The organism is Streptomyces sp. NRRL F-5755, assembly GCF_001279365.1.
Lineage (GTDB): Bacteria > Actinomycetota > Actinomycetes > Streptomycetales > Streptomycetaceae > Streptomyces > Streptomyces rimosus.
In genome coordinates this window covers 19,243-31,209 of sequence record NZ_LGCW01000013.1, presented here as the reverse complement: position 1 = coordinate 31,209, position 11,967 = coordinate 19,243, and the positions used below count along the sequence as shown (strand labels likewise).

Here is an 11,967-nt window from a genome sequence, read left to right as displayed (position 1 = left end):
GTCCGGGTCGGGGGCCGGGTGGGCGGGACGGACGTGGATGCCGTAGCGGGCCAGGAGGGCGTGGGCGTCGTCGGCGGGGAGCGGGACGGAGCGGGTGATGTCGGCGTGCTGCGCGAGCTCGTCGAGGAGCCGGTCGATGTCTTCGCCTGCGGCGCTCTCCTCGATGTCCTCGTACTCCGGGACGCGGCCCGGGTCGGCGGAGTCCCGGCGCCACTTGGCGTACCGCACGGCCTGGGCGAGCGAGCGGACGGCGCGCTCGGCGGCGGGATAGACCGGTATGAGCGGGGCGGTCGGGGGGCCGTCGGGCGTGCCGGACGGGGGCTGCGGGGCTTCCGCCGGCGCCGCCGGGGCGGCGGCCGGGGGCGGGGCGGCGAGCGCGTCGGCGAGGGCGTCCATGGCCAGGTGGACGACGGTGACCGGCTTGGCGGGCACCGCCGACGCGGTGGCCTCACGGAGCGCGGCGGCGAGGTCGGCGCCCTCGCCCGGGGAGGCGACGCCTTCCTCCCCCACCCAGGGGATGGCCGTGACGACGACGGCGTCGCAGAGGCCGTTGGCCAGGGCGGCGGCCAGGGCCGTGCAGAAGTCCGCCGGGGTGGCCGCGGCGTCGAGGACGTGCGGGCGCAGCGGGCGCAGACCTTCGGTGAGGCAGGCGTCGTACGTCAGCAGGGCGAGCGCTTCGGAGTTGCCGAGGATGGCGACGCGGGGGCCGCCCGGCAGCGGCTGGGAGGCCAGCAGCAGCCCGGCGTCGGCCATCTCCGTGACGGTGTCCACGCGGATCACGCCGGCCTGGCGCATCAGCGCGGAGACCGTGCTGTCGGGAATGCGGACCGTGGGGACGGTGTGGCCGAGCGGGGCGGTGCCGGTGTGGCGGGCGCCCTTGGCGACGACGACGGGCTTGACGGCGGAGGTCCGGCGGGCCAGGCGCATGAACTTGCGGGGGTCGCCGATCGACTCCAGGTAGAGGATCGCGACGTCGGTGGCCGGGTCGTCGTACCAGTACTGGAGGAGGTCGTTGCCGGAGAGGTCGGCGCGGTTGCCGGCGGACAGGAAGGTGGAGATGCCGGCGATCGAGCCGTCGCCGGGGCCGCGCCGGTGCAGGCCGCTGAGGAGGGCGATGCCGATGGCGCCGGACTGGGTGAACAGGCCGATGCGCCCGGCGCCGGGCATCTGCGGGGCGAGCGAGGCGTTCAGCCGGACCTCGGGGGCGGTGTTGATCAGGCCGAAGGCGTTCGGGCCGATCAGGCGCATGCCGTACGAGCGGGCCTGGCGCAGCAGGGCGCGCTGCCGCTCGCGGCCCTCGGGCCCGGACTCGGCGTACCCGGAGGAGAGGATCACCAGGCCGCGCACGCCGTGCTCGCCGCAGTCCCGGACCACGCCGGGGACCTGGGCGGCGGGCACCGCGAGCACCGCGAGATCGACGGGCTCGGGGATCTCGGCCACCGAGCGGTGTCCTGGCACGCCCTCGGGGTCGAGGCGGGTGCCGCCCTCGGGGAAGGCGTGGTTGACCGCGTAGACCCGGCCCGTGAAGCCGGAGTCGCGGAGGTTGCGCAGAACGGAGCGGCCGACGCCGCCGGGGGCGCGGCCGGTGCCGACGACGGCGACCGAGCCGGGCGCGAGCAGGCGCTGTACGGAGCGGGCCTCGGCGCGCTGCTCGCGGCCGCGCATGACGGCCATGGACTGCTCGGTGGGCTCCAGGTCGAACTCCAGGCGCACCACACCGTCTTCGAAGGTGCGCTGCTGGGTGTACCCGGCGTCCGTGAAGACTTTGATCATCTTGGTGTTGGCGGGCAGCACCTCGGCGGCGAACCGGCGGATGCCGCGCTCGCGGGCGACCGCGGCGATGTGCTCCAGGAGCGCGGAGGCCACGCCGCGACCCTGGTGGGCGTCCTGCACCAGGAAGGCGACCTCGGCCTGGTCGGCGCCGGGCTCCTTGGCGGGGCGGCCGCGCTCGTCGATGCGGTCGTAGCGGACGGTGGCGATGAACTCGCCGCCGACGGTGGCGGCCAGGCCGACCCGGTCCACGTAGTCGTGGTGGGTGAAGCGGTGCACGTCGCGGTCGGACAGGCGGGGGTAGGGCGCGAAGAAGCGGTAGTACTTCGACTCGTCCGAGACCTGCTCGTAGAAGGAGACCAGGCGCTCGGCGTCGTCGGGGGCGATGGGGCGGATACGGGCGGTGCCGCCGTCGCGCAGCACGACATCGGCTTCCCAGTGGGCCGGGTAGACGCTGGCGCTGTCCGACGTGCTGTGCATGGGGCACAGCGTACGACCCACCACCGACAACCGGCTCGGCACGCGCCGCCGCGGGGGTCCGGGCGGCCCCGGCCGCGGCCGGCGGTTCCGGATGGCGGACGTTTCGGCCGTACGTCCGTGACCAGCAGGTAGCGTGCCGACGGCCGGTGGCGCACCCCGCCGCGGCCTGCCGGAGCACTCCCGGCATCATGAGACACTGGTCTAGACAACTTCGACGACTTGAAGGGCAACACCATGGCTGAGCGCCGCGTCAATGTCGGTTGGGCCGAGGGTCTGCACGCCCGCCCCGCCTCGATCTTCGTTCGTGCTGCCACCGCCTCCGGGGTTCCGGTGACGATCGCCAAGGCCGACGGCAACCCGGTCAACGCGGCCTCCATGCTGGCCGTGCTGGGCCTCGGCGCCCAGGGCGGCGAGGAGATCGTGCTGGCCTCCGACGCCGAGGGCGCCGACGCCGCGCTCGACCGTCTCGCCAAGCTGGTCGCCGAGGGCCTTGAGGAGCTCCCGGAGACCGTCTGAACCGCTTCGCGGATCGAGGTGCGCGCGGCCCCGCCGCGGTGACCGGGTGGACCGGCGCCGGGCGGGGCCGTTGCTTTTGCCTTCTCACGCGTTCCGGTACGGCCATGGGGGCCTTACCGCGATACGGGTGGGGCCTTATCGGCTGCCGTGCGCGCCGGATTCGGGCAGGCCCGGCCGGAGAATTCCGTACGGCAATTCACCGCAGCGCGTGATATCTGGGGCGCGCGATTTCCCGGGCGCTCCCCATCCGCGCTGCTGCCGCCCTTTCGAAGAATCCGTGTCCCGCTCTTGTATACGGCGGATGTGTTAATTCCGTTCGCTCACCGTGTTGACGGGCTGTTTCGGGGTCCTCACGGCCGGGCCCGGCACTTCGGCCCGCAGCATGTACGCCCCGCGCGAGCGCTCGACATGCGCCGCCATCAGGGTGCGCGCCCGCTCCGCGTCGCCCCGGCTCACCGCGTCCAGCACCGCGCCGTGCTCCTCCCAGGAGCGCTCCTCGCGGGCCGCCGGCTCGACCGCGTACATCCAGTCGATCTTGCGCCGGAGCTGGGTGAGGAGCGCCGCCAGGCTCGCGCTGCCGGACGCCTGGGCGAGCGTCTCGTGGAACCAGCCGTCCAGTTGGCGCAGCTCGGCGCGCTGGCCGTGCCGGGCGCGCTCCCGGCCCAGCCGGACGATGCCGCGCAGCACCTTCAGATGGGCGGCGGTGCGGCGGGCGGCGGCGCGGGCCGCGCCCAGCGGCTCCAGCAGGCCGCGGATGTCCAGGAGGTCGGCCGCCTCGCGCTCCGTGGGCGCGGCCACGCAGGCGCCCGCGTGGTGCCGGATGGTGACGAAGCCCTCCGACTCCAGTGTGCGCAGCGCCTCGCGCACGGGGACGCGGGAGACTCCGTACCGGCCGGCCAGCAACTCCTCGATCAGCCGGCTGCCCGGCGGGAGGACGCCGGATACGATGTCGTCCCGCATCGCCGTGCACACCGCATGCGCGGAAATATGGCCTCGCATCGTCCGTGCCTCCGCCGTCATTCCCGGGAAACGTCCGCCTATTGCCGCCGGGCGGCGGCATTCGACGTGACTCTATTCGACGGGGACGGGATTTCCGACGGCCGCGGCGCATTCATGGATATTTTTTGGCCAGCCGGGAAACACGGCACCGGCGGGCCGGTGATTCCGGAAACGCCGGTGCCCCGGCCGTGAGGGCCGGGGCACCGGGTGGGGACGGGGTGTACGTCAGACGTTGACGCCGTGCGAGCGCAGGTAGGCGACCGGGTCCATGTCGGAGCCGTACTGGGCCGAGGTGCGGGCCTCGAAGTGCAGGTGCGGCCCGGTGGTGTTGCCGGTGTTGCCCGACAGGGCGATCTGCTGGCCCGGCGTGACGGTCTGGCCGACCGAGACGCTGATGGACGACAGGTGGCCGTACTGGGTGTAGGTGCCGTCGTTCATCTTGATGACGACGTTGTTCCCGTACGCGCCGCCCCAGCCGGCCTCGACGACGGTGCCGGAGCCCACGGCGTGGACGGTGGTCCCGGAGTCGGCGTGGAAGTCGATGCCGGTGTGGCTGCCGGAGGACCACAGGCCGCTGGACGCCTTGTAGCTGGTGGAGACGTAGGAGCCGTCGACGGGGGCGACGTACGTCAGCAGGCGCTTGCGCTCGGCCTCGCGGGCGGCGCGCTCCTCGGCCTCCCGCTGCTTCTTGGCCTCGGCCTCGGCCTTGCGCTTGGCCTCCGCGGCCTGCTGACGTGCCTCGGCCTCGGCCCTGGCCTGCGCGGCGGCCGCGTCGGCGGCCTCCTGCTGCGCGTCGGCCTGCGCCTCGACCTGCTCGGCGAGCTCGTCGCCGAGGACGACGGCCTGGTGGAAGCCGGTGTCGTGGGTGTTCGCCTCGTCCGGGTTTCCTGCCGCCAGCGCCGGGGAGGCGACGGTGGCGACGACGCCGGAGGCGGCGAGCGTGGCTATGCCCGCCAGGTTGCGGGTCGCCCGAGCGCTGCGGCTCGGACCACGGTGCTTCCCGGTGCCACGGGTGAACGCCATGGGCTGGCTGTGTCCTTTCCTTCCCTCTCGCCTACCGGGTTAGCTGACGGGTTCGGAGCAGGAAGGTCTCCTACGGGCGCCTCCGGGAAGGCGTCCGATTCACCCCAAGGGACGTGGGTCCCCGGCTCCCCTGGCTCGCGCCGTACGGGGACTCGGCGATGACTGTCCGTGCCGCGGTTGCGGCGGTGATCCCGCGGACAGCCGGATCGACGCTAAACGGGGCCACTTTCGAACGGCAAACAGAACCCCGCTTTTGTGCCGTACGCCACACGTCCATCACGCAACCACCCCCCGCAATTGGGACATAAAGAAGATCCAGTGGCGCGGGCGCACCACTGGATCCGCTTCATGACATCGCGTCACCCGGACGGATCATGACCCGCCGGCCGCCGGGGCCGGGCGACGCCCGTGACGGGCCGTCAGCCCTTGACCACCGTCACCTCGCCGATGCCGAGCGCCTTGACGGGCTCCTCGATCTCGGCCGCGTCGCCCACCAGGACGGTCACCAGCCGGTCCACCGGGAAGGCGTTGACGGCCGCGGCGGTCGCCTCGACCGTGCCGGTCCGCGCCAGCCGGAGGTAGAGCTGCGCCTGGTAGTCGTCCGGGAGCTGCTGCTCGACCTGGTCGGCGAGGGTGCCGGCGACCGCCGCCGCGGTCTCGTACTTCAGGGGCGCGACACCGACCAGGTTCTGGACGGCCACGTCCCGCTCCTCGTCCGTCAGGCCCTCCGCCGCGAGGGTGCGCAGCACCTTCCACAGGTCCTCCAGCGCCGGGCCGGTGGAGGCGGTGTCCACCGAGCCGCTGATGGCGAGCATCGCGGCGCCGTCGCCGTCGGCCGAGGAGCGCAGCACCTGGCCGAAGGCGCGCACCCCGTAGGTGTAGCCCTTCTCCTCGCGCAGCACCCGGTCCAGGCGGGAGGTGAGGGTGCCGCCGAGGCAGTACGTGCCGAGGACCTGCGCGGGCCAGACACGGTCGTGCCGGTCCGGACCGATGCGGCCGATGAGCAGCTGGGTCTGTACGGCGCCGGGGCGGTCGACGATCACCACGCGGCCGGTGTCGTCGGCCGAGATCGGGCTGGCCCTGACCGGCTCGGCGGGCGAACCCGTCCACGTGCCGAGGCTCTCCGCCAGGGCCGCGTCCACGTCGACGCCGGTGAAGTCGCCGACGATGACGGCGGTGGCCGTCGCGGGGCGGACGTGGGCCTCGTAGAAGGCGCGGACGGCCGCGGCGTCGATACGGGAGACGGTCTCCTCGGTGCCCTGGCGCGGCCGGGACATCCGCGAGTCGGCCGGGAACAGCTCCTTGGACAGGGCCATCGCGGCGCGCCGGGCCGGGTTGGCCAGCTCGTGCGGGATCTCGTCGAGGCGGTTGCCCACCAGGCGCTCGACCTCGCCGTCCGGGAAGGCGGGCGCGCGCAGGGCGTCGGCGAGCAGGCCGAGCGCCTTGTCCAGCCGGGAGGCCGGGACCTCCAGGGAGACGCGGACGCCGGGGTGGTCGGCGTGCGAGTCCAGGGTGGCGCCGCAGCGCTCCAGCTCGGCGGCGAACTGCTCGGCATCGTGCTTGTCGGTCCCCTCGGACAGGGCCCGCGCCATGATCGTGGCGACGCCGTCCAGGCCCTCGGGCTCGGCCTCCAGGGGCGCGACGATGTCGATCTCGACGGCGACGACCTGCTGACCGGGGCGGTGGCTGCGCAGGACCGTCAGGCCGTTGGGCAGCTGCGCGCGCTCGGGGGCGGGGAAGGCCCACGGCTTGGGCTCGCCGCCGGCCGGCTGCGGGTGGAAGGTCATCGTGCTGCTGACGGCGTCGCTCACTGGGCCGCCTCCTCGTCGTTGTCCTCGGCGGCGGTCGGCTCGGTCGGCTCGTACACGAGGACCGCGCGGTTGTCGGGGCGCAGCCGGGCCTTGGCGACCTCCTGCACCTCCTGCGGGGTGATGTCCGGGACGCGCCGCACGGCGGTCAGGGCGAGCTGCGGGTCGCCGAACAGGACCGCGTAACGGCACAGTTCGTCGGCGCGCCCGGCGGCCGTGGCGAGCCGGTCCAGCCACTCGCGCTCCAACTGGGCCTGCGCGCGCTCCATCTCCTCGGGGCTCGGGCCCTCCTCGGCGAAGCGGGCCAGCTCCTCGTCCACGGCGCGCTCGATGTCCGGCACCTCGACGCCGCCGGAGGTCTTCACGTCCAGCCAGCCGAGCGAGGGGGCGCCGGCCAGCCGCAGCAGGCCGAAGCCCGCGGCCACGGCCGAGCGGTCGCGGCGCACCAGCCGGTTGTACAGGCGCGAGGACTCGCCGCCGCCGAGCACCGTCAGCGCCAGGTCGGCGGCGTCGGCCTCGCGGGTGCCGTCCTGCGGGAGGCGGTAGGCGGCCATCAGGGCGCGGGACGGGACGTCCTCCTCGACGACCTCGCGCAGCTCCGTGCCGATGACGTCCGGGAGGGAGCCGTCCCGGGGCGGCTGCTTGCCCTCGTGGCCCGGGATGGAGCCGAAGTACTTCTCCACCCAGGCGAGGGTCTGCTCGGGGTCGATGTCGCCGACGATCGACAGCACCGCGTTGTTGGGCGCGTAGTACGTACGGAAGAAGGCCCGCGCGTCCTCCAGGGAGGCGGCGTCCAGGTCGGCCATCGAGCCGATGGGCGTGTGGTGGTACGGGTGGCCCTCCGGGTACGCCATGGCCGTCAGCTTCTCGAAGGCCGTGCCGTAGGGGACGTTGTCGTAGCGCTGGCGGCGCTCGTTCTTGACGACGTCGCGCTGGTTCTCCAGGGACTCCTCGTCCAGCGCCGTCAGCAGGGAGCCCATGCGGTCGGCCTCCAGCCACAGCGCGAGCTCCAGCTGGTGGGCGGGCATGGTCTCGAAGTAGTTGGTGCGCTCGAAGCTGGTCGTGCCGTTCAGGGAGCCGCCGGCACCCTGGACCAGTTCGAAGTGGCCGTTGCCCTTGACCTGGGCGGATCCCTGGAACATCAGGTGCTCGAAGAGGTGGGCCAGGCCCGTGCGGCCCTTGACCTCGTGGCGCGAGCCGACGTCGTACCAGAGGCAGACCGCGGCGACCGGGGTCAGATGATCTTCGGAGAGCACCACGCGCAGGCCGTTGGCCAGCCGGTGCTCGGTCGCTGTCAGGCCGCCGGAGCCGGCTTGTTCTGTGGCCGTGTGACCCATGGGCATGTACGTCCCTTCGATCCGCTTGCGAGGAAGTTCTGTCACTGTATGCAAGCGCGTCGGGCTATGGCGAAGTTCCCGTCCGGGCTGCCTCGTACGAGCGGACTTCGCCGCCGACCCGTCCGGCGGCCCGGGGAGGGTCGCGGTCGGCGTTGTCAGTGGGGCGGGCCACAATGGTCCGCACAAGACCCGAACGTGATCCAGCATCGGCAAGCAGCAGGACGCAAGCGAAGGAGCCGCAGCCGCGATGGCCCGCCGTAGCACGAAGACCCCGCCGCCGGACGACTTCGAGGAGAGGATCCTCGACATCGACGTCGTCGACGAGATGCAGGGCTCCTTCCTTGAGTACGCGTACTCGGTCATCTACTCCCGCGCCCTCCCGGACGCCCGCGACGGCCTCAAGCCCGTGCACCGCCGCATCCTCTACCAGATGAACGAGATGGGGCTGCGCCCCGAGCGCAGCTACGTCAAGTGCGCCCGCGTCGTCGGCGAGGTGATGGGTAAGCTCCACCCGCACGGCGACGCCTCCATCTATGACGCCCTGGTGCGGATGGCGCAGCCCTTCTCCATGCGGCTGCCCCTGGTCGACGGCCACGGCAACTTCGGCTCGCTCGGCAACGACGACCCGCCCGCCGCCATGCGGTACACCGAGTGCAAGATGGCCTCGGCCACCTCCCTGATGACGGAGTCCATCGACGAGGACACGGTCGACTTCGCGCCGAACTACGACGGCCAGGAGCAGGAGCCCGTCGCCCTCCCCGCCGCGTACCCGAACCTGCTGGTCAACGGCGCGTCCGGAATCGCCGTCGGCATGGCGACGAACATGCCGCCGCACAACCTCGGCGAGGTGATCGCCGCCGCCCGCCACCTGATCAAGCACCCGAACGCGGACCTTGAGACGCTCATGCGGTTCGTGCCGGGCCCCGACCTGCCGACCGGCGGCCGGATCGTGGGCCTGGGCGGCATCCGGGACGCGTACGAGACCGGCCGCGGCACCTTCAAGATCCGCGCCACCGTCTCGATCGAGAACGTCACCCCCCGCCGCAAGGGCCTGGTCGTCACGGAACTGCCGTTCGCGGTGGGCCCCGAGAAGGTCATCTCCAAGATCAAGGACCTGGTGGGCGCGAAGAAGCTCCAGGGCATCGCGGACGTGAAGGACCTCACCGACCGCGAGCACGGCCTGCGCCTGGTCATCGAGATCAAGAACGGCTTCAACCCGGAAGCCGTCCTGGAGCAGCTGTACAAGCTCACGGCCATGGAGGAGTCCTTCGGCATCAACAACGTCGCGCTGGTCGACGGCCAGCCGCTGACGCTGGGCCTGAAGGAGCTGCTGGAGGTCTACGTCGACCACCGCTTCGACGTGGTGCGCCGCCGCAGCGAGTTCCGGCGCGGCAAGAAGCGCGACCGCCTCCACCTGGTCGAGGGCCTGCTGACGGCCCTGGTCGACATCGACGAGGTCATCCGCCTGATCCGCTCCAGCGAGAACAGCGCGCAGGCCAAGGAGCGGCTGATCGACCGCTTCGGGCTCAGCGACGTCCAGACGCAGTACATCCTCGACACCCCGCTGCGCCGCCTGACCAAGTTCGACCGCATCGAGCTGGAGTCCGAGCGCGACACCCTCAAGGCCGACATCGAGAAGCTGACGAAGATCCTCGAATCGGACGCCGAGCTGCGCAAGCTGGTCTCGAACGAGCTGGCCTCGGTGGCCAAGAAGTACGGCACGGACCGGCGTACCGTCCTGCTGGAGTCGGCGGGCGCCCCGGTGGCGTCGGTGCCGCTGGAGGTCGCCGACGACCCGTGCCGGGTGCTGCTGTCCTCGACGGGGCTGCTGGCCCGTACGGCCAACGGCGAGGTGAGCTTCGACGCGGAGGCCAAGCGCGTCAAGCACGACGTGATCGTCTCGGCGGTGCCGGCCACCACGCGCGGCGAGGTGGGGGCGGTGACGTCCGCCGGCCGGCTGCTGCGTCTCCAGGTGGTCGACCTGCCGCAGCTGCCGGACACCGTCGCGGCGCCGAACCTGTCGGGCGGCGCGCCGGTCGCGGAATTCCTCTCCCTCCAGGAGGACGAGGAGCTGATCTGCCTGATGACGCTCGACGAGTCCTCGCCGGGCCTGGCGCTCGGCACCCAGCAGGGCATCGTCAAGCGCGTGGTGCCGGACTACCCCTCCCACAAGGAGGAGTTGGAGGTCATCACCCTCAAGGACGGCGACCGCATCGTGGGCGCCGCGGAGCTGCGGACGGGCGAGGAGGACCTGGTCTTCATCACCAATGAGGCGCAGCTGCTGCGCTATCCGGCGGGGCAGGTACGGCCGCAGGGCCGGCCGGCGGGCGGCATGGCGGGCATCAAGCTGGGCCCGGACGCGAAGGTGATCTTCTTCTCGGCCGTCGACCCGGCCGCCGACGCCATGGTCTTCACGGTCTCCGGCTCGCACGGCACGCTCGACGACTCGGTCTCGACGGCCAAGCTCACCCCCTTCGACCAGTATCCGCGCAAGGGCCGGGCGACCGGCGGCGTGCGCTGCCAGCGGTTCCTGAAGGGCGAGGACTGCCTGTCGCTGGCCTGGGCCGGCTCCGCACCGGTACGGGCCGCGGATGCCAAGGGCTCCCCGGTCCCCCTGCCGGACCCGGACCCGCGGCGCGACGGCTCGGGCGTACCGCTGCAGAAGCCGGTCACAGCGCTGGCGGGGCCGGTGTAGCGGGCGAGGTGATGTGAGGGCGGGGGCCCGGCGACGGCATGGCCGGGCCGGGCCCCCGTCCTGTGTGGGAGATCACTGTGCCGCTGTGAGGAATCGCTGTGCCCTACAGCTCGTCGTATTCCTCGGGCTGTTCCGCCGCGAAGTCCGCGGGCCCATCGGGTGCGCCGGGCTCCCCCGGCTCCGCGTCCCCGGGCTCGTCCCCCGACGGTACGTACCGCAGCACCCCCCACATGCTGTCCGGCTCGGCGCGCTCCGGTCCCGTCTCCCGGCAGTCCGCGAGCTCCTTGCGCAGCGCCGCCGCGTCGACGCCGCTGCCGATCAGGACGAGCTGGGTGCGCCGCTCCTCGTCCGGCTGCCACGCCGAGGGGTAGAAGCGCAGGAAGTCGCCGACCGCGTGCACGGCGAACTTCTGCCGGTTCTCCGGTACGTCGAAGTGGACGAAGCCCTTGATCCGGTAGAGCCCGGCGGGCCTGCTGTCGAGGAAGGCCATCAGCCGGCGCGGGTTCATCGGCGCGTCCGAGACGAATTCCACGCTCTCGTAGGCGGCATGGAGGTGCTGCCCGTGCCCGCAGCACTCGTCGCAGACGTGCTCCCCGGACGCCTCCCCGCCCGCCGCGGCCTCCGCGTCCGCCTCCGCCCGGATCAGATCCTCGAAGGACAGCTGGCGCACCGCCTCGTCCGCCTCGTCGCGCGGCTTGCGGTCGAAGAACAGCTCCGGGTCGATCCGCCCGTACGCGGCCGGCACCACCGGCGTTCCCGGGCTCAGCTCGGCGAGCGTGGCCAGGAGGGCGCGCTGCTCCTCCGCCCCGATCCGGTCGGCCTTGTTCAGGACCACGAGGTCGGCGACGGCCACATGCCGGTCGATCTCCGGATGCCGGGCCCGGGTGGCCGCGAACTCGGCCGCGTCGACGACCTCGGTGAGCCCGCCGTAGACGATCCGGTCGTTCTCGCTGGCCAGGATCATGCGGATGAGTTCCTGGGGCTCGGCCAGCCCGCTGGCCTCGATGACGATCACATCGATACGGGCCGCCGGGCGGGCCAGGCGCTCCAGGTACTCGTCCAGTTCGCTGGTGTCCACCGCGCAGCACAGGCAGCCGTTGCCCAGCGAGACCATCGAGTCGACCTGTCCCGCCACCGTCATGGCGTCGATCTCGATGCTGCCGAAGTCGTTGACGACCGCGCCGACGCGGCTGCCGCCGCTGCGGCCCAGCAGGTGGTTGAGCAGGGTCGTCTTGCCGGAACCGAGGAATCCGGCGAGCACGATGACCGGAATCTGTCGCGGGGCCTGCGGGGCCAAGGGGGCGCCTCCATCGTCGTACGTCGGTGCGGCGGCGCGCCG

9 protein-coding genes and 1 riboswitch are annotated in these 11,967 nt (G+C 72.6%); of the genes, 2 read left to right on the top strand and 7 right to left on the bottom strand.

What is annotated here, in order from left to right:
• A partial coding sequence (locus ADK86_RS02860) for a GNAT family N-acetyltransferase (RefSeq protein ID WP_053695103.1) occupies positions 1–2,250 on the bottom strand: 2,250 nt, incomplete at its 3' end.
• 234 nt (positions 2,251–2,484) lie between these two features.
• On the opposite strand from ADK86_RS02860, the gene ADK86_RS02855 reads away from it, so the two are divergent.
• On the top strand, positions 2,485–2,766 hold the full coding sequence (locus ADK86_RS02855; protein WP_003981826.1) for an HPr family phosphocarrier protein: 282 nt from the start codon (positions 2,485–2,487) through the stop codon (positions 2,764–2,766).
• A 306-nt stretch (positions 2,767–3,072) separates the two neighbouring features.
• On the opposite strand, the gene ADK86_RS02850 is transcribed toward ADK86_RS02855, so the two are convergent.
• The 5 genes from ADK86_RS02850 to ADK86_RS02835 all read right to left on the bottom strand — a co-directional run bounded on the left by ADK86_RS02850 (position 3,073) and on the right by ADK86_RS02835 (position 7,933).
• Complete coding sequence (locus tag ADK86_RS02850; RefSeq protein WP_199834339.1) at positions 3,073–3,765, bottom strand: GntR family transcriptional regulator; 693 nt, start codon at positions 3,763–3,765, stop codon at positions 3,073–3,075.
• A 225-nt stretch (positions 3,766–3,990) separates the two neighbouring features.
• On the bottom strand, positions 3,991–4,788 hold the full coding sequence (locus ADK86_RS02845) for a M23 family metallopeptidase (RefSeq protein WP_053695101.1): 798 nt from the start codon (positions 4,786–4,788) through the stop codon (positions 3,991–3,993).
• A 13-nt stretch (positions 4,789–4,801) separates the two neighbouring features.
• A riboswitch (cyclic di-AMP (ydaO/yuaA leader) is annotated at positions 4,802–4,956 on the bottom strand.
• 44 nt (positions 4,957–5,000) lie between these two features.
• Positions 5,001–5,138 carry a hypothetical protein gene (locus ADK86_RS45580; protein WP_158706405.1) on the bottom strand — a complete coding sequence of 46 codons (138 nt, stop codon included), beginning with the start codon at positions 5,136–5,138 and terminating at the stop codon, positions 5,001–5,003.
• 69 nt (positions 5,139–5,207) lie between these two features.
• Positions 5,208–6,575, bottom strand: coding sequence for a M16 family metallopeptidase (locus tag ADK86_RS02840; RefSeq protein WP_107088400.1), 1,368 nt, complete (start codon positions 6,573–6,575; stop codon positions 5,208–5,210).
• A gap of 20 nt (positions 6,576–6,595) precedes the next feature.
• Positions 6,596–7,933: a M16 family metallopeptidase gene (locus ADK86_RS02835; protein WP_053695099.1), complete on the bottom strand. Its 1,338-nt coding sequence runs from the start codon at positions 7,931–7,933 to the stop codon at positions 6,596–6,598.
• Between the two features lie 247 nt (positions 7,934–8,180).
• Here ADK86_RS02835 and ADK86_RS02830 point away from each other — a divergent pair, with 247 nt between their 5' ends.
• Complete coding sequence (locus tag ADK86_RS02830; protein ID WP_053695098.1) at positions 8,181–10,628, top strand: DNA gyrase/topoisomerase IV subunit A; 2,448 nt, start codon at positions 8,181–8,183, stop codon at positions 10,626–10,628.
• 103 nt (positions 10,629–10,731) lie between these two features.
• Here ADK86_RS02830 and ADK86_RS02825 read toward each other — a convergent pair whose 3' ends face one another.
• Positions 10,732–11,925, bottom strand: coding sequence for a CobW family GTP-binding protein (locus ADK86_RS02825; protein ID WP_053695097.1), 1,194 nt, complete (start codon positions 11,923–11,925; stop codon positions 10,732–10,734).
• Positions 11,926–11,967: the final 42 nt, after the last annotated feature.